The sequence below is a fragment of the Vibrio pomeroyi genome, from assembly GCF_024347595.1.
Taxonomy (GTDB): domain Bacteria; phylum Pseudomonadota; class Gammaproteobacteria; order Enterobacterales; family Vibrionaceae; genus Vibrio; species Vibrio pomeroyi.
Genome location: NZ_AP025507.1, coordinates 188,569 through 206,619, shown reverse-complemented (window position 1 = coordinate 206,619; position 18,051 = coordinate 188,569). Strand labels below are relative to the sequence as shown.

Genomic DNA, 18,051 nt, shown 5'->3' with positions numbered 1-18,051 from the left:
TCTCAAGGACGGTTTGTTGTCAATAATGTTGATACTATCAACGAATGTTATGGTTACTTGCTCACTGGTTCTAACAACACCTTAGTCACGAACAGTCGAACCGTTGGGGCAACCACAGCCAATAACAATAATGCGGATGGAAGCATTTGACCGACAGCGGTTAGCCAAGCGTCAAAAAACACGCCGCCTTGTGGGAGGTTTTTAGCAACCATGATGGCAGGCATGCTGAGTAGCATGGTTGGCAGTACCATAGAAACCATTAGTGGGTATTGGAATTTACGTGGAAATTTTTTCATGATGTGCTCCGATTGACTCATTGATGGCACTATTCTAATCTCGGTAGTAACAATCAAAAATAGACAGTTTTGAATCTGAATCGTGCATATATGAAAGCTAAAGATATCTCCAATCTATACCTGTTTTGTCAGTCTGTTGAGTGTGGTGGCTTTGCCGCTGCAAGTTTGCAAACTCATGTGTCTGCGCCAACGTTATCAAGAGCCGTGGCTCACCTTGAAGATAAACTCGGAGAAAAGCTGGTGCACCGCAACGCTAAGCAATTCCAACTGACGACGGCGGGTGATGAGTATTATCAACGCTTTGCTTCGCTATTTTCTCAGCTTGATCATGAGTGGACTCAGCTGTCCAATAGCCAGCCAGTGTTAACCGGTGAGATTCGAGTGTCGTGCCCAGAGCCATTTGCCGATTACTTTTTGCAAAAGATCGCGATTGAGTTTATGGAGATGCACCCAGAGGTGAATATCTCGATTCATTTCAGCGCAGGAACCGAACGATTTTTTGATGAGCAGATCGATTTAGCCTTGGTAACTAGCCCTCCGCATGCCACACATCTTATCCAACGCCAGCTGTTTGAATCGCCATTGGTGTTAGCCGCTTCCCCAAGTTATATCGAGAAAAACGGTACGCCAAACAGTGCTGAAGAGCTGGTGTCACATCGGCTGTTGTCTGGAAATAACATGCCTTACTGGGATTTGAAGCAGCAAGGTAAAACCATTCGTGTGCCTTACCAACCTAAGTACTCGGTCAGTAGTTTAAGGCTCAACATTGAGGCGACCCTATTGGGGGCTGGGATATGCTTGATGCCGAAGTCGTCATTTGAGCGCTTTGCATCGCAAGATAAATTGGTGGAGGTGTTACCAGACGTGGAATGCCCGACAGGAAAAGCCTTTATGCTGTGGGCAGATAGAAAGCTGATAGCAAGCCGAGTGGTGGCGTTTAGGGATATGATCTTTGAGAGGTTTGAGAATTCTGCTGAGTTTTTGGTTTCGATTAATGAAGACAGAAACGAATAACGCCAGACTAAGCTGGCGTTAAGGTTCGAACTATTTAGATAACGTTTATTTGTTCTTGTGGTACAGATAAGCATTGAGCCAAGCTAAACCAAGGATGATCAACGTCATCACCGGCGGTTTCGATTGCAGTGGTAGCACTTCTGCAGGCACGCTTGGCAAAAGGTGGACGTATACTGCAACCACCATGATCGCGGTAGTCAGCAGTGTTGAAGCGAGCATCGCCTTGTTACGTAATTCGGCGTTCAGCTTGCGTCCGCCAATCATAATCACCAACAGCAGCACACCTGCCGTCATTTCACCTAACTGACCTGCCCAGCGAGAAAGCGTTGGGAAGGGCAGTTCACTCAGCGCAATCTGCTTTGCAAACATAGTGGTGAACGGGTCAAAGAACTTTACCGTACCTGCCATCAAAAGGAATGCGCCCAGCAAGCCAGTCAGAATTTTTTGTGCTTTCAGAGACAGCGCGTCACTTGAGTTATATGAGCGAAATAGGAAAAAGCCGGTGATTAAAAACATCGATCCGATTAACGTAAGCTCAAGAATCAGTTGTTGTGTACTCATAGTCATAACCTTTCAGTGATAAGTGGTGTTGTCGTTTGATGTGCTTATCTTATGCAGGTTCTTAGCATTCAAAAATAGACAATGTTGAACGTGATAAATGCATATTTGAAAGATTGAAAGATTAAGCTGTGAAGGTGCCAAACAAAAAAGCCCTGCTGTAAAAATACAGCAGGGCCTTGGTATTAATCAGGCTTATCTAGTCAGCGATTGCGCTTGGTTAAGTACTTCCGCTAAGCGTTTCACCGCTTCGGTCAATTCTTCTGGGGTGGCATTAGTGAAGTTTAAGCGGAGTGCAGCTTTTGCTTCATCAGCCTTTGGATAGAATACTGGGCTCGGTACAACGGCTACGCCATTCGAAAGTAGAGTTTTAGCCAGCTCGAAGGTGTCACACTCTGGGATTTCTACCCAAATGAACATTCCACCATCTACGGATTTTAATACGCAGTCAGCAGGCAGTTGTTTCTCTAGTTCTGAAAACAGCACTTCATAACGAGACTTGTACAGGGTGCGAATGTTTTCCATGTGCAGATTGAAATCTTCATGCTTTAGAAGACCAACAAGCAGCGCTTGCATAGGTACACTTGAGTGTAAATCTGCACCTTGCTTCACTTTAATCAGTGGCTCAAGGTAGCTGCGTTTGCCGGTTACTGCGCCAATGCGTAAACCTGGCGATGCAATCTTAGAGAATGAACGAAGAACGATAGAGTTGTCTGGGCAGAAAGACGATACCAACGGCAGCTCTGTTCCTGTGAAGCGCAGCTCACGGTAAGGCGCATCTTCAATGAATGCTACGTTGTATTTGATACACAGCTCAGCCACTTTTTGACGAGTTTCCGTTGTCCAACAAACGCCAGTCGGGTTATGGAAATCTGGTACGGCATAGAACATCTTTGGCGATTGCTGTTCAAAGCAAGTCTCTAGTTCGTCTAGGTTCGGGCCAAATTCAGTTTGAGACACAGTCACAATGTTAGCCTGAACCAAACCAAACACTTGCATCGCACCCAAGTAGCTTGGCGCTTCCATTACAACTACATCATTCGGATCAACATACGCACGAGCAATTAAATCCAAACCTTGTTGAGAGCCAGTACAGATCATGGCTGTGTGAGTCTCTGGTAATTGGTAGCTTTGCGTTAGGTGTTCAAGCAATGGGCCGTAACCTGCAGTCGAACCGTATTGGAAAACTTCAGGCATGTTCGCTAGGTTTTCTAGCGTTGGCTTCATCAAATCGATAGGAAATGTTTTCTCATCCGGTAAACCACCGGCTAATGAAATGACATTTGGATCGCTTGCGGCTGCGAGGATCTCTCGAATGTATGAAGATTGAATCTGTTGTAATGACTGTGCGATTTCCATGTGTTGTGTCTCGTCGTTTTTCGTTTTTATTCTATCGCTTGATATTACACGGCAATTGTAAAAATAAGCGTGTCCGTTTATGCTCTTAAACATGTCCATTTATGCTATTTAAACGATGTCGCGTCAACACATATCTCGAATCAATGATGTTCTGTTCTATATTCACCAAGACATTAGCCAGCCTTTGTCGGCCAAAGCGCTCTCGGAGATTGCAGCTTATTCCGAGCAGCACTTTCATCGCACCTTCAAAAGCGTGGTTGGAGAGTCGTTACATCAATACATTCGACGCACCCGAATGGAGTATGCCGCCAACCAGTTGATGTTCGATACCACGTCCTCGGTGGTGGAAATCGCCAGTAAGTGTGGCTTTAGTTCGGTGTCTTCGTTTAGCCGCGCGTTTAAAGCAACCTTTAACATGTCGCCAGGTGAGTGGCGGAAGCACGATTTACAGATTGCCGAAAAGCCCTACTTGAAAGATCCTGAAGTAGCAGCGGGCTATTTGAATGTCGCGCAACGAGTGCTACCTGAACCTAAGATCATTGAAGTGCCTGAGCGCATGGCTGCCTATGTTCGACATACGGGTTATAACCGCTCCATTCGCAACGCTTGGCTGATATTGAAAGCGTGGGCGAACTCAGAACAACGTGATTTCTCGAGCCAATTTGGTTTGCATCACTCGAATCCTGCTTGGGTTGAGATGGATCAGTGCCGCTACGTGGCGTGTATCGCGATTAATGAGCCGATAAAGTATCGTAGTGTGGTTAATCAGATGGTGATTCCGGGCGGCTTACATGCGGTGTTTAGGCTGAATGGCCGTTATGGAGAACTGCTACCACAGATCAGCATGGTATTAGAAAAGTGGTTACCTACGTCTGGCTTTAAGCAGCGTTCCACTCCGGCTTATGTGCATTATCATCAGAATCACTTTCTTAACACCGATGAGGTGTTCGAGCTCGATTTCTACCTTCCCGTGAGTTTTTATTAATCGATGGTTGTGCTGTTTTGTTGAACCAGATTTTGATCTTTTGTTGAGACAAATTAGCACGACTAATAGCAGCCAACGATTCTATGCAGGTGGACTAAGATAAAGGTGTTTTGTTGATAATTTACCCCAGTAAATGATGACAACGTACGGATTAAGCGATAGCATCCATTTCTAATTGCAAATAGTTCTTAATATCACTCGTTAGAATATGACCATTACCCACAAAGATTATTTAAAAATCGCTTTCCCTTTCATCATCTCAACGGTGACTCAGCCTCTGCTTGGTGCGGTGGATACCGCCGTGATTGGTCAGCTTGGCATCGCTGAACTGATCGGTGGTGTGGCGATCGGCACCATCATCATGAACACCATGTACTGGTTGTTTGGCTTTTTCCGTGTCAGCACGACAGGGCAAAGTGCGATGGCATTGGGGAAAGGGAATCGCTCTGAGCTAGCGGGCAGCTTGATGCGCCCATTTGTGCTGTCTGGTTTGGTGGGGTTAATCTTTATCTTGATACAACCCCTCATCTGGCAAGGTGCGATGTGGGTGATAGAGCCTGAAGCGAACGTGGCTGAGCAAGCACATATCTACTTCAGTATTTTGATTTATGGCGCGCCTTTTGTACTGCTCAACTACACCATTATCGGTTGGTTGATGGGGCAGGCGAAGGCCAAAGAAGTCCTTTACACACAAGTGTTTGGCAATGTGTTGAACATTGTCTTGGATGCGGTGTTCGTACTCTATTTCGACTTAGGTGTTGCGGGAGTGGCATACGCAAGTTTGATTGCACAAATCACCACCTTTGCGATTGGTATGACGCTGGTTATGAAAACGAGCAACATCTCGGTCTCTGAGTTCCTGCAAGGCTCGAAGATGACCAAGAAAGACCTGTCGACAATGATCTCTTCGAATACTGACTTACTGTTACGTACAATTTGCATCTTGGTGTTCTTCAACATGATGGCGCGTACTGGTTCTAAATTGGGTACCGATGTTCTGGCCGCTAACGCGATTCTGATGCAGGTGACCTTTATCGTCAGTTACATGTTTGATGGTATTGCCAACGCATCGAGTGTATTTGCGGGTAAAGCCGTGGGGCAGAAAAATGCGTCGATGTTGGATCGTGTGTTAAGGCTTAACTTCCAATGGACAGCTGGTTTCATTGCTGCGCTGACGCTTTTAACCTTGATGTTTAAGGACATGATTGTTTTCTTGTTTACCGATATTCCAGCGCTGGTTGCCTTGTATCAAGAGATGGCTCCGTGGTTGATTGTGTTCCCGCTGGTGGCAGGCTTTGGCTTGACGGTTTACGGCATCTTTACCGGAACAGGAACCACACGTCCGGTTCGAGATTCTAGTATTGCTACTTTGTTGGTGTTCTTGGCTGTTCAAGCGTTTGCGGTTGGAGCGTGGGGCAATCATGGTTTGTGGCTAGCGTTTACTCTGTTCTATCTTGGGCGTATCGCATTCCTGTACCCGTTTATCTCTCAGGTTAAACAAAAGTGTTTCCCAGCAGAAGATACCTCAGCGGCGTGTCATTAATTTAGAACGCCCACCGCCATTTCTAAGACTTTATGAAAGCGCCTGACTATCGTTATACGATAAATTTAGAGGGCGCTTTTTTGTATCTGTAAAAATCAGCTCGAAAGGTCAACTCGCCCTAACGAAAACTGGTCAATTAAATAGCAAATAAAATGCGATACGGTTCAATGTTCTCTTTTCATCACTTCAGCTAAATGATAAAGTTGTTATGTTATAACATCTATCTATGAGTATCTGCGTGAACGCCCCATTATTGTCTGTTGACCGACTAACGATCAAAACCTCTTCAAGAACACTTTTCCAAGATATCCACTTCGATGTGTATCGAGGAGAACTGTTGGCGATCATGGGTCCTTCAGGCATTGGTAAGTCGATGCTTTCACGTGCGATCGCGGGCTTTATGCCAGAAACGGTTGAGGCTGAAGGGCATATCTCTTTATCTGGCGAAGCTGTGTGTGGTTTGCCGATGTTGCAACGAACGGCAGCACAAAGGCCAGCGGTTATCTTCCAAGATGCACTTCAAGCGTTAAACCCTCTTGTTTCTATTGAAGGCCAACTCAGTTTAGCTTTGACGGGGACTCGCACTAAGCTTAAATCACAAGACAAAACCAAGCTCACCGAACTGTTGGTGAAGTTAGGATTCCCAAATCCAGAAACCATCTTGCCGTTGTATCCGAGCCAAATCTCTGGAGGACAACGTCAACGAGTGTGTATTGCGATTGGCTTGTTGAGTAACGCCGATATCATCATTGCAGATGAACCGACTAGTGCGTTAGATCCGGTCACAGAGCAAGAGATACTTAAGCTGATTCGAGACAATGTAAAGCAACGCCAAATTGGTGGTTTGCTTATTACCCATGACCTGCACAGCGCCTTAGCGTGTGACAAGTTATTGGTTATCGATGATGGCGGTGTGGTGGCTTATGGTGCACCGAAACACGCGCTTGAATCGAGCTCTCACGCTTTCTGCTGTTCATTGAGAGACCTAATCGAATGAGCTCGACCTTATCACTAAATTCAGAAGCTTCACCATCAATGCCTGTGATTGATTCAGAAACACAAACACCGATTGAGATTAAGTTCGAGAATGTCGGGGTTCATTATTACTCAGTGCCAAGTTGGTTGGGTGGTAAGGCGTTCAAAGCGCTACAAAACATCGACCTCAATGTTGAAGACAAAAGCCTGGCTATTGTCGGGCGTTCTGGTGCCGGTAAATCTACGCTGATTGAACTGCTGTTTGGTTTGAAAGCGCCAACTCTCGGTAGCATCAGCTTGTTTGGTCATTCGCTGCCTATTCGCAATAGCAAAGCGCAAGCCATTGTGTGTCGCTTGATCCAATTGGTGCCACAAGAACCACATACTAGCCTCAACCCCTACTACACTGTTCGACAGATCTTGGCCGAGCCGCTAAGCAACCTAGATGTTTCTGGCAATCATGAAAGCATCATTGAAGAGACGCTGTTGGACGTTGGCTTACCTGCCACATTACTATCACTGAAGCCTAATCAGCTTTCTACAGGCCAAGCTCAACGTGTGGCTATTGCTCGGGCGCTTGTCGTTAGACCCGCAATATTAGTTGCCGATGAGCCAACCAGTAGCCTAGATCCTGTGAATCGTCAGAGGCTACTCGACTTATTGAATTCATTAAAAAAGAAGCGCGATATGCGCCTTATTTTGGTGACACACGACCTAGGCGCAGCACAAGCGCTTTGCGAAGAAATTCTGGTTCTTGACCATGGCGAGATGGTTGAGCATGGACCGACACCTCAAGTGATGAGCGAACCTGCTCATCCAGCGACTCAGATGCTGATCGAATCTCAGCCTCTTTCGAAATCTACTTGTTAAACACAACCTTATTTATTACGAAATACCGTTTATTAACAAAATACAGTTTATTAACGAAGCACAGCTTACAGAGAACAATAACTATGCGTTTTAATTCAATCAAACTGGCTTGCGCTCTAGCGCTGGCTCTGCCTTTGACGGGCTGTTTTGACTCTCAATCTGAGTCGAGCGAAGCTGCGGTCAAATCTGAAATTCGTGTTGCGATGATGCAGCCACCAAGAACAGGTCTATCACCACTTTCTGATGACGCGTTCAAACTATCGCGTTGGAGCACGGCTGAAACGCTAGTTAACCTGAGCCCAACTTCAGAAGCTGAGCCAATGCTGGCAACGGATTGGAAACACGTTGATCCACTGACTTGGCAATTCACGGTTCGCCAAGGTGTTAAATTCCACGATGGTTCGACATTAACAGCAGAAGCTGTTGTGAACTCACTACAGAAAGCGCTGGAAGCTGCTCCTAAGCCACGCATCCTCGATGGTGTAGAGCTAGAAGTGAAAGCGATGGACAATTACCGCGTAGAGATCAAAACCAGCTTCGATGACCCTCTTCTACCAAGTCGTTTATCTAGCCCTCAATTAGCGATCCTAGCAGCAAGCGCGTATCAAGAAGATGGTCGTGTTAGCCCAATTGGCACGGGTACTGGTCCGTTTGAATTGACTGAAATTAACGGTACGACCAGCGCGAAACTAAAACGTTTTGATGGTTACTGGGGTGAAAAAGCGCAAGTTGAATCTGTAATTGCAGAATACGTTCCTAATGGCTTTGCTCGTGCTGCAGCTCTAAGAACCGGTACGGCTGACATTGTTGAAGCTGTGCCAGTTTCACAAATCGCGACCATTGATTCGAACCTGCTTTACGAAGTAGCTATGCCTCGTACCAACACGCTTTACCTGAACAATAAGTCAGGCGTATTTAGCGATATTGAACTACGTAAAGTCGCTGCTGCTGCGGTAGACCGTGAGCAAATCGTGAATACTGTTTATGAAAACCACGCGGATATCGCGCAAGGTCTTCTAGGTCCTGCACTTGCTTGGGCTGAGCCGATTCGACCTGAAGGTCAGGCGGTAGACAAAACGCTAAAAGCAAACGGTGAAAGCATTGTTATCGGTACCTTTACCGACCGTGCTGAGCTTCCAGAAGTGGCAGCACTACTTAAACAGCAACTTGAAGCGGCTGGTTTCAAAGTTGAGCTGGATATCCGTGAATACGCTCAGATTGAAAACGATGCACTATCTGGCAAGTTTGATGCGTTCATTCTTTCTCGCGCGACCGTTCTAGATTCTGGTGACCCAGTGGCGTACATGATGAGTGACTTTGGCTGTAAGGGTTCATTCAACCTTGGTCAATTCTGTTCTCAAGAAGTAGACCAAGCACTGACTCACGCTGACCTACAACCACTAGGTGCGCTGCGTCAGCAAGCTATCATCGAAGCTGAGCAAAAAATCCTGAACGACTTCGCTGCTATTCCACTGCTTCACGAACGTGTGATTCAAGGTGAAAGCGAGCGTGTAAGCAATGTAGTTCGTGACCCAAGTGAACGTCGCTTGGTTGATCAAACTACACAGGTTAAGAAAGCGACACAAGTTAACTCGGCAACACAGGTTAACTAAATAAATGCTATCTGCTGAGACTCTGCGTCGAACCTTATTTATCTTGACGCCTTGGCTATCAAGAATCGCCTCACTGATCGTGGTGGTGATTCTTGTTGGCTTGATGCCTGACATTGCCGGCATCGACCCAAGCCAATCCATACTGCGTGCGAGAGCGGGGCAACAACACCTGCTTACGCCTGAAGCTTTAGCGGCGGTACGTGCTGATCTTCAGCTTGACCGTTCTGCAAGCGAGCGCCTGATCGACTGGATAGGAAGTGCCTTTTCCGGTGATCTAGGTAAATCCTGGATTGATGGCTCTTCGGTTGCATTAGGCATTCAAAAAACAGCGTCTACCTCTCTGTTTTTGATGTCGAGTGCATTGGTGATGACTTTCGTACTGTGCGGTGCAGGCTTACTGGCTACCTTACGCAGTTGGAAGAAGGGTAAATTAGGGCAGAGTTACAGCAGTTTAAGCACCGTATTAATATCGTTGCCAGAGTACGTGGTGGCCTCGGTATTAATACTGGTGTTCTCAATCTGGTTAGGTTGGCTACCACCGTATGGTTGGCAAGGCTGGCAAGACATTTGGCTACCGAGTTTAGCACTCGCACTGCCTGCTAGCGGTCTGTTTAGTCGCCTACTCAGAGACAGTTTACAACGCGTTCTTAATGAACCTTGGGTGATCACTTGGCTTAGTGCCAACGTTCACTCCAATCAAATTATTCGCTTTGCGCTGAAAAGAGCGCTGAGCAGCCTGATACCACAAATCGCGATGATCGTGATTGGTTTAACTGGTGGCGCAGTCGCGGTTGAGCTTATCTTCTCGATTCCGGGTATCGGGCGCATGATTCTTGGTGCTGCAAAGGCGCAAGATCTGCCGATGTTACAAGGCGGCTTACTGGTATTGCTGCTGTTTTCGATTGCAGTAAGTAGCATCAGCCTGTTTGTTCAGCAGTTGATTCTAGGCCACAGCCTGAAAAGCGGCAAGCTCATCAGTAGTCACTCTTCGTTTCGTTTTACGCAGAGCCGCGCTAAACGTGTCACTGCTTTTGCAATCTTCTCATTCCTAATTGCTATCGTGGTATGGGCGGTATTCCGAGACCCATACACCAGCCAATTCGCGCGCTTGGCATCACCGAGCTGGCAAGCGCCTTTGGGTGCAGACGGCATCGGGCGAGACCTGTTAGCGAGAATCGGTTCTGGTATGGTCGCGACCTTCCAAGCGGGCATTCTGGCAACGTTCCTGAGCTTGGTGACGGGCATCATCATGGGCTTCAATACTCGTTTTAGCCAAGGCCTTATCGAGATCACTAAGGGCATTCCTTACATCATTGCTGGCCTCTTGGTTGCGGGCTTAACAGGGATGAATCCGAACAGCGCATTAATCGCGATTGTATTGGTATCTTGGGCGCCATTAGCGGCGCACTGCTCTAGTTTAATTGTGGAAGCCAAGGCTCAACCTTATACGCACCTCGCGCCATTGTGGGGTACTAGTAAGCTGAGAATCTTCCGCTTCTATTTGCTTCCGTATGTGTTACCGCCGTTGCTAAGGCACGCCTTGTTGAGGCTTCCTGTAATCACTCTAAGCCTGACTTCGTTGAGCTTCATCGGGTTAGGGGCAAAACCACCAACACCGGAATGGGGTTTGATGATTGCAGAGAACTTGCCATACATTGAGCGTGCACCACTGGCTGTCATGGGGCCTATTATTGGGCTGATCTTATTGGGCGTTGCCATCAACATGATGTTTGATGATTAACGAAGAAGGAAGAGGGCTTAAGTTTTCGATTAGCTGAATATGATGTAACCTTAAGCCTGCTTGTAGAACTGCTCGAAAGTTCAATAGACCCTAGTTAAGTGTAAAGGATTCAACATGTATCTCGTTTTGTATTGCCACAATATTGGTATGACTGACTTTTCTTTCTTTGAAACGGAAGATTTTGACAAAGAAGATGGCTATATCGTGCGAGGTAAATGGCCAAATGAGAAAGCGTTTCGTGATTATTTGACCAAAGAGTTTGGTGATATGAGCGAGTTCCAAGTGATTGACCTGATCGCCAAAGGCGCAGAAGCTGAACACTACTCGCCAGAAAAGTTGATGCGCTTAGCTCTCTAACTGTAAGCTCAATAACATCTAGCTCAACATCATATTTAAATTGAACAAAGAAATGGCAGCCTAGTTGGGCTGCCATTTTTCGTTTTAAGCTAGAGCATGTCGCTCGCAGTATGAATGGAGCTACTGCGCCACTTCGTCCACCAAGTACAAGATTGATTGATACGGAATGCCACTGTGATGTGATAAACCGATCTCACAGGTTCGGCTGTTACTGAAACCACGAGTACAGTTGCTCGGTACTTGTTCCTTAAGTGGATGCACAGCTGCCTCATTCAACTCTGGCGTAGTAAAGCCTTTGTCACCTGCCCAACCACAACATTGTATATGCTCTGGAACAATCACTTCTTCGGTACAGGCTTGAGCAAGGTTTAACATTGCACCTTCTAAACCCATTCGGCGAGAGCTACAAGTGACATGCAGCATTACGGTTTCTTGCAGTGGTTCAAGGGTCAGGTGTTCAAGCAAATATTGATTCACAAACCCTGTCGGTTCTAGCACTTCTAATGGCTTGGTGAACTGCTCAATACTGCGCTTGGCACATGGACTAGTGTCCATTAATACTGGGTATTCACCCTGACGACTCGCTTGCCACAACACTTCTTCTAGCTGTTGTGCTTTAGATTGGGCTAGGTCGGTCATGCCTTTGCTGTCGTAAGGCATACCACAACATTGGTCATCTAATTTCTTCGGCAGAATTACCTCGAACCCCGCCTTGTTAAGTAGAGACATGGTCACTTCAGTAAGAGGGCGTTGATCTCCCGCATCGCTCTGTTGCCCCATGGTTCGACTGGCACACGAAGGGAGGTAAACCACCTTCTTAGTGTTATTCGATGTTTCGGCTGTCATTGTTGAAGCTGTGAGTGAGTGGCTGTTGGATTGCGGCATCTCAGGCATCCAAACTGGTGTTGCGCCTTTGGTCATTGAGCGCAAGCCATTGGTGAGCTTGCCGACCGTATTCGCGCCTAGTACTTTGCTCGCTACTTGATTGGTTTTGAGCCCTGCCTTGGTCAGCTTAGTGGTGGTCGAGAAATGATCTGCTGTCCACTTAGCGATTGGTGTGAACTTCTCATATTTGGCAACACGAAGCTTCTTCACTAAGTCGCCGGTGTTAATGCCTACCGGACAACGCTCGGCACACAGGCCAGTTGCCGCGCAGGTATCGATGCCTTGGTATTCAAAGGTTTTCTCTAGTTCGCTAGCTTCTATCTCTTCCCCTGCTTCTCGGCGGCGTTGTAGCTCTCGGTACAACACAATACGTTGGCGAGGTGATAAGGTCAGTGTGCGAGACGGGCAAACAGGCTCACAGAATCCACACTCAATACAGCGGTCAACAAGGTCGTCGGCAGCAGGCATCGGTTTTAGGTCGGTGATGTGGGAGTTTGGATTGTCGTTGATAATAACGCCGGGGTTGAGCAGTCTTTCTGGGTCAAACAGTGCTTTGATTTGTTGCATCAAGGTGTAACCATCTTTGCCCCATTCCAACTCGACGTACGGTGCCATGTTACGGCCTGTGCCGTGTTCCGCTTTCAGAGAACCTTGATATTTCACGGCGACGAGCTCGGCTACGTCATCCATGAATCCGCCGTAACGGTCGATCTCTTCTTGGCTGTCAAAGCCTTGAGTAAATACAAAGTGCAGGTTGCCTTCTAGGGCGTGGCCGAAAATGATCGCCTCGCTGTAGTCGTATTTATCAAACAGCTCTTGGAGCTCTCGAATACCGTTCGCAAGGTTCTCTACTGGGAAAGCAACATCTTCAATGATGACTGTCGTGCCGACTTCACGCACAGCGCCAACTGCAGGGAACATGCCTTTACGGATGCCCCAAAGCGTCGCGACAGTTTTGGGATCGGACGTGAAAGGGACAGATTCAACAATCGTGTAATCAGTTAATGCATCCAAAATTGATTTACATTGTAAATCTAAGTCCTGCTGGGAGCTGGCGTGTGATTCAACCAGAATAGCGGCCGCTTCTAAATCCAAGTTTGGCATAAACGTAGGCATACCCGGTTTATCCGCGACAGAACGTAGCGCTCTGCCATCCATTAACTCAACAGCAGCAACTGGCGTTTTTGATAGGGTAGTTACGGCTTTACTAGCTTGCTCGATGTCGGCGAACACCAACAGAGCTGAGGCTTTATTTGGGTGTTCAATCACCGTGTTGTAAGTGATCTCGGCGATGAAGCCTAGTGTGCCTTCGGAGCCTATCATCAGGTGTTTAATGATTTCGATTGGGTCGTGGTAATCGACCAATGCATTGAGTGCGTAGCCCGTGGTGTTTTTGAGGCGGTACTTGTGGCGGATTCTGTCGGCGAGTTCTTTATTCGAGCTGGTTTGACGGTGCAGTTCAACAATGCCATCAAACAGCGTTTTGTGTGATTGCTTGAATGCCTCAACGCTAGCATTGTCTGCGGTATCGAGCAGGGTGCCATCGCTCAATACAACTTTCATGCTCTCGACGGTGCGATAGGAGTTCTGCGCAGTACCACAACACATGCCACTGGCGTTGTTCGCCGCAATACCGCCGATTTTACAGGTGTTGATGGAAGCCGGGTCTGGGCCGATTTTACGTTGGAAAGGGGCAAGATATTTATTGGCATCAGCGCCAATTACACCGGGTTGAAGGATGATTTGATTGCCGTTATCGACAATCTCATGGCCGCGCCAGTCGTCGGTCAGGGTGATGAGTACCGAGTCTGAAACCGCTTGCCCTGAAAGGCTGGTGCCTGCCGCGCGAAAGGTAAAATGAATACCGAGTTCACGACAGCTTTGAATCGTGAATATCACTTCGTCTAAGTCTTTAAGCCTTAGAACCATTTTCGGCACCAAGCGATAAAAACTCGCATCGGTGCCGTAAGCCAAGCGCTTCGCCTCTTGCGTGACAATGCGTTCCGTTTCTATTTTTTGAGCCAGTATAGCCTCAAGCTGCTGATAAGCTTTGGCATCTATTACTCGCTCATGGGATGTGTTTGTCTCCATCTTTGCTTCCTTGTGCTTCTATTTGGCACTGGTTAGGGCGTGTTGACCTTTCGTGGTTAAATTTTGTTCGAGATAAAAGCGTTTTAATCGCGGCGAGGGGGAAGTAGCCTAGTCACTCTAAGCAAATCCCCCTCAACAAAGAGTAAAACGACTTTTAGTCGAACCCTTCGGGCAGCGTTTGCTGGCCATTTCTACTACGTTATCGGCTTCTCATGTAGGCTAGCTACACATCGACGCCTCTGCCTTGTATAAATACCCAGCAACTCGCTGCAAAAATCAGCTCGAAAGATCAACACGCCCTAGCTTTTTATTTTATTTTCCAGTGCTTAAACGGTGTCACAACGGCAGTGGAATTGCTGTGACACCGATTGAACTTCAGTCTAGGTAGACCAAAGCATGAGTCTGAATCTGAGTCATGGAGATTTAATCTAGCCCCACCAAAGATTCACGAGTTAAGTCTTTGATTGTCTTTGCGCCGGTTAGTGTCATCGCAACGCGCATCTCTTTGTCGTAAAGGTCGAGTAGGTTTTCAACACCTGCTTGTCCTTGCGCTGCTAATGCGTAAACGAAAGATCGGCCAAGCAAGGTGCAATCTGCGCCCAATGCCATCATTCGAACTACATCCAAGCCAGTGCGAATGCCTGAGTCGACAAGAATCTTGGTGTCGCCTTTTACCGCGTCTGCAATCGCAGGTAATGCTTTAGCACTTGATAGAACACCATCAAGCTGACGGCCGCCGTGGTTTGAAACCACAATGCCGTCTGCGCCAAATTTCACGGCATCTTTTGCATCTTCTTCATCAAGAATGCCTTTGATGACCATAGGGCCGTCCCAGAAATCACGGATCCACTCTAGGTCTTTCCATGAAATTGATGGGTCGAAGTTATCGCCCAACCAACCGATGTAGTCTTCCAGTTTGGTTGGAGAACCACGATAAGTAGAGATGTTGCCTAGGTCGTGTGGTTTACCTAACAAGCCAACATCCACCGCCCAACTAGGATGACGCATCGATTGGAATACACGACGAACAGCGGCGTTTGGGCCACTCATTCCGGAATGCATGTCACGGTAGCGAGCGCCGGGCACGGGCATATCAACCGTGAAGACTAAGGTGGTCACGCCTGCTGCTTTTGCGCGTTCAAGCACGTTCTTCATGAAGCCGCGATCTTTGAGCACGTAAAGCTGGAACCACATTGGGCGCTCAATCTTAGGCGCGACTTCTTCAATCGGGCACACCGACACCGTCGACATCGTAAAAGGGATGCCTTTGTTGTCTGCGGCTTTTGCTGCTTGCACTTCACCACGTCGCGCGTACATGCCTGTTAAACCCACAGGAGCCAGTGCGATTGGCATAGCTAGCTTCTCGCCAAACAACTCGGTTTCCAAATTCAGATCTGACATGTCGTTGAGTACGCGCTGCTTTAGCGCAATCTCAGCTAGGTCAGCCGTGTTGCGGCGTAGGGTATGTTCTCCGTAAGAACCACCATCAATGTAGTGGAAAAGGAACGGTGGTAATTTCGCTTTTGCTGCGGCGCGGTAATCAGTCGATGCGGATATGATCATAATTTCAGTCCTAAATTCTTGGGATGTTGCCCTTCTATGAGAGCTTGGTTTGGCTGCTTTAATTCTGAGAGTCTGTGTTTTGTCTTTCTTAAGCTTTGAAACAACTAAGCTTTGAAGCAACGAATCTATGAAGCAAATAAGCTGTGTAACTGCAAAGCGGGAAAATGGCGTTAATACCCGAGGGTGTTGATGTGCTCTAGTATCCATCCCGGAACTCATCAACTGTCTTATTAGACGGTGTCGCTGTCGGGGAATTGAGTATTAACGCCAAGTGCTTTTGGAACGACTTATGGCTTACATAAGTGCGTCTGTCATTTTGAATCCGTAGATAACCACTAGGCCGATGATGCCTGTCATTACCAAGTAATAGAACGTCGGAATGATTGTCTTACGTAGGGTTGCACCTTCGCGTCCTAGCAAGCCAACGGTTGCTGATGCGGCTACCACGTTGTGAATCGCAATCATGTTACCTGCTGCTGCACCAACGGCTTGTAGGGCAACGACAACCGCACTAGAGATAGTCAGAGTCTGCGCTACTTCGAACTGGAATTGGCTGAACATCATGTTTGATACTGTGTTCGAACCTGCAATGAAGGCACCTAACGCACCTACTGTTGCACTTAAGGCTGGGAATGCGCTGCCAACTAGGTCAGCTGCGAAGTTTGCAGTGGTTACTGGCATACTTGCTAAATCTGCACCGTTCACGCCAGAGTTAATGAAGATACGTACCATCGGGATGGTGAACACCAACACAAAGCCGGCACCAATCAGCGTTTTACTTGATTCACCAAAGGCTTTAGCCAGTGGCGTAGCACTACGAGATTGCATGAGAACCGCAACCAACGCGACGAAGACTAAGATGCCGCCTGGTAGATACAGAGGTTGAATCGCTGTGCTTACGCCTGTCTCACCAAGGATGTTGCTGAATGAAAGGCTAACGCTCTTCAAGAGACCTTTAAACTCAGGGCTCACGCGGCTCGCAACCAAAGTCACAGCCAGCAGTACGTATGGTGCCCATGCCATCGCCATGCTCATCTTCTTATGGCCTTGATTGTTGTCATCAAGGTCAATTTTCAAAGAACCTAGCCATTCAGCTGGCCACTTGTCTTCGCTTTCGAAATCCCATTTTGATTTAGGTACTAGGAAACCACGTTTTGCTGCAGTAACCACAATCGCTAGGCCAACCAGACCACCAATCAGTGATGGAAACTCAGCGCCTAGGAAAACACCAGTCAGTGCGTAAGGAATTGTGAAAGCTGCACCAGCGAATAACGCAAACGGTAGGATGTCTAAACCTTCAGTCCAGCTTTTGTTCTTACCGAAGAAGCGAGTCAGCATCATTGCCATCAGTACAGGCATCATCACACCCACAGAGGCATGAATTAGTGCAACACTTGACGTAATTTGTTGTAAGTAAGCATCCCAAGTAGAGCCGTGAGCAATCAGGCTTTCACCGATGTTGTGCGTGTCCAAACCTTTGTTCACACCTACGATAATTGGAGTGCCAACCGCGCCGAATGATACTGGCGTAGATTGGATCATCATGCCCATCAGTACCGCAGCAAGTGCTGGGAAACCGATAGCAACCAGTAGCGGAGCGGCAATAGCTGCAGGTGTACCGAAGCCAGATGCGCCCTCAATGAATGAACCAAAACACCAAGCAATGATGATTGCCTGAACGCGACGGTCAGCGGATATATCCGTGAAGCCGTTACGAATAGTGGTGATAGCTCCGGTGTGCTTCAAAGTGTTTAATAAGAAGATGGCGCCGAACACAATCCAGAGAACCGACACGGTAATGCCGAAACCTTGGAATACAGAAGCCAACACGCGAGTGCTAGACATATCCCAAGCAAATAGGGCAATAGCAACGGTTAGTGCAAATGCCACTGGCATCGCTTTTTTTGCTGGCCAGTTAAGGCCAACCAGTAGAATCGCTGCAACAACTATTGGCGAAAAGGCCAATAAAGCTAGTAGAGTTTCACTCATGGGTACTTCCTCGTACTGTTTTCAAACGTTCATGTTTGAAGTAAAGATCACGTTATGGTTTGTCGTCATTTGAGTCGCTTTGGCCTCTAAACGGGCACCTTATTTGGGCGACTCTTGTAATTGGAATGACTGTTTTTGTAATTGTTTTGTTAATTTGGCGTGAATTTACCCCTTTATTTTTTATTGATATAGGGAAATAATGAAAATAATTA

At 47.2% G+C, this 18,051-nt stretch carries 14 protein-coding genes; 8 read left to right on the top strand and 6 right to left on the bottom strand.

Annotated features, from left to right (window positions below; genetic code table 11):
• Positions 1-53 precede the first annotated feature (53 nt).
• Positions 54-296: a DUF2798 domain-containing protein gene (locus OCV12_RS17080; RefSeq protein WP_261886649.1), complete on the bottom strand. Its 243-nt coding sequence runs from the start codon at positions 294-296 to the stop codon at positions 54-56.
• Positions 297-386: 90 nt separating this feature from the next.
• Between OCV12_RS17080 and OCV12_RS17075 the strand changes: the two genes are divergently transcribed.
• The gene (locus tag OCV12_RS17075; protein WP_261886648.1) at positions 387-1,310 is read left to right on the top strand and encodes a LysR family transcriptional regulator; all 924 of its coding nucleotides are present in this window, start codon (positions 387-389) and stop codon (positions 1,308-1,310) included.
• Between the two features lie 45 nt (positions 1,311-1,355).
• Here OCV12_RS17075 and OCV12_RS17070 read toward each other — a convergent pair whose 3' ends face one another.
• Positions 1,356-1,871 carry a hypothetical protein gene (locus tag OCV12_RS17070; RefSeq protein WP_261886647.1) on the bottom strand — a complete coding sequence of 172 codons (516 nt, stop codon included), beginning with the start codon at positions 1,869-1,871 and terminating at the stop codon, positions 1,356-1,358.
• A 192-nt stretch (positions 1,872-2,063) separates the two neighbouring features.
• Entirely contained in the window at positions 2,064-3,227 is a 1,164-nt protein-coding gene (locus tag OCV12_RS17065) for an aminotransferase-like domain-containing protein (RefSeq protein WP_261886646.1), read from the bottom strand.
• A gap of 115 nt (positions 3,228-3,342) precedes the next feature.
• Here OCV12_RS17065 and OCV12_RS17060 point away from each other — a divergent pair, with 115 nt between their 5' ends.
• From OCV12_RS17060 to OCV12_RS17030, 7 genes are all read left to right on the top strand, one after another.
• On the top strand, positions 3,343-4,212 hold the full coding sequence (locus tag OCV12_RS17060; RefSeq protein ID WP_261886645.1) for an AraC family transcriptional regulator: 870 nt from the start codon (positions 3,343-3,345) through the stop codon (positions 4,210-4,212).
• 208 nt (positions 4,213-4,420) lie between these two features.
• Entirely contained in the window at positions 4,421-5,755 is a 1,335-nt protein-coding gene (locus OCV12_RS17055; protein ID WP_261886644.1) for an MATE family efflux transporter, read from the top strand.
• 238 nt (positions 5,756-5,993) lie between these two features.
• Entirely contained in the window at positions 5,994-6,752 is a 759-nt protein-coding gene (locus OCV12_RS17050) for an ATP-binding cassette domain-containing protein (protein ID WP_261886643.1), read from the top strand.
• A complete protein-coding gene (locus tag OCV12_RS17045; RefSeq protein WP_261886642.1) occupies positions 6,749-7,600 on the top strand; it encodes an ABC transporter ATP-binding protein in 852 nt (283 codons plus the stop codon). The genes OCV12_RS17050 and OCV12_RS17045 overlap by 4 nt, the downstream gene beginning before the upstream one ends.
• A gap of 83 nt (positions 7,601-7,683) precedes the next feature.
• Positions 7,684-9,213, top strand: coding sequence for an ABC transporter substrate-binding protein (locus OCV12_RS17040; RefSeq protein WP_261886641.1), 1,530 nt, complete (start codon positions 7,684-7,686; stop codon positions 9,211-9,213).
• Between the two features lie 4 nt (positions 9,214-9,217).
• Entirely contained in the window at positions 9,218-10,954 is a 1,737-nt protein-coding gene (locus OCV12_RS17035; RefSeq protein WP_139683560.1) for an ABC transporter permease subunit, read from the top strand.
• Positions 10,955-11,068: 114 nt separating this feature from the next.
• Positions 11,069-11,311, top strand: a complete 243-nt coding sequence (locus tag OCV12_RS17030; RefSeq protein ID WP_139683559.1) for a hypothetical protein — start codon at positions 11,069-11,071, stop codon at positions 11,309-11,311.
• Positions 11,312-11,431: 120 nt separating this feature from the next.
• Here the strand turns inward: OCV12_RS17030 and OCV12_RS17025 are convergent, their stop codons facing one another.
• From OCV12_RS17025 to OCV12_RS17015, 3 genes are all read right to left on the bottom strand, one after another.
• The gene (locus OCV12_RS17025) at positions 11,432-14,287 is read right to left on the bottom strand and encodes an FAD-binding and (Fe-S)-binding domain-containing protein (protein ID WP_261886640.1); all 2,856 of its coding nucleotides are present in this window, start codon (positions 14,285-14,287) and stop codon (positions 11,432-11,434) included.
• A 423-nt stretch (positions 14,288-14,710) separates the two neighbouring features.
• Positions 14,711-15,850, bottom strand: coding sequence for an FMN-dependent L-lactate dehydrogenase LldD (gene lldD / locus OCV12_RS17020; RefSeq protein ID WP_261886639.1), 1,140 nt, complete (start codon positions 15,848-15,850; stop codon positions 14,711-14,713).
• Positions 15,851-16,144: 294 nt separating this feature from the next.
• Positions 16,145-17,839 (bottom strand): L-lactate permease, encoded by a 1,695-nt coding sequence (locus OCV12_RS17015; protein ID WP_239848137.1) that lies wholly within the window; start codon positions 17,837-17,839, stop codon positions 16,145-16,147.
• Positions 17,840-18,051 lie beyond the last annotated feature (212 nt).

Bases quoted from the DNA above. Each gene is read 5' to 3' on its own strand.
- OCV12_RS17035 (WP_139683560.1), top strand. From the start codon at position 9,218: ATGCTATCTGCTGAGACTCTGCGTCGAACCTTATTTATCTTGACGCCT.
- OCV12_RS17065 (WP_261886646.1), bottom strand. From the start codon at position 3,227: ATGGAAATCGCACAGTCATTACAACAGATTCAATCTTCATACATTCGA.
- OCV12_RS17025 (WP_261886640.1), bottom strand. From the start codon at position 14,287: ATGGAGACAAACACATCCCATGAGCGAGTAATAGATGCCAAAGCTTAT.
- OCV12_RS17040 (WP_261886641.1), top strand. From the start codon at position 7,684: ATGCGTTTTAATTCAATCAAACTGGCTTGCGCTCTAGCGCTGGCTCTG.
- OCV12_RS17055 (WP_261886644.1), top strand. From the start codon at position 4,421: ATGACCATTACCCACAAAGATTATTTAAAAATCGCTTTCCCTTTCATC.
- lldD (WP_261886639.1), bottom strand. From the start codon at position 15,850: ATGATCATATCCGCATCGACTGATTACCGCGCCGCAGCAAAAGCGAAA.
- OCV12_RS17015 (WP_239848137.1), bottom strand. From the start codon at position 17,839: ATGAGTGAAACTCTACTAGCTTTATTGGCCTTTTCGCCAATAGTTGTT.
- OCV12_RS17045 (WP_261886642.1), top strand. From the start codon at position 6,749: ATGAGCTCGACCTTATCACTAAATTCAGAAGCTTCACCATCAATGCCT.
- OCV12_RS17070 (WP_261886647.1), bottom strand. From the start codon at position 1,871: ATGAGTACACAACAACTGATTCTTGAGCTTACGTTAATCGGATCGATG.
- OCV12_RS17030 (WP_139683559.1), top strand. From the start codon at position 11,069: ATGTATCTCGTTTTGTATTGCCACAATATTGGTATGACTGACTTTTCT.
- OCV12_RS17060 (WP_261886645.1), top strand. From the start codon at position 3,343: ATGTCGCGTCAACACATATCTCGAATCAATGATGTTCTGTTCTATATT.
- OCV12_RS17080 (WP_261886649.1), bottom strand. From the start codon at position 296: ATGAAAAAATTTCCACGTAAATTCCAATACCCACTAATGGTTTCTATG.
- OCV12_RS17075 (WP_261886648.1), top strand. From the start codon at position 387: ATGAAAGCTAAAGATATCTCCAATCTATACCTGTTTTGTCAGTCTGTT.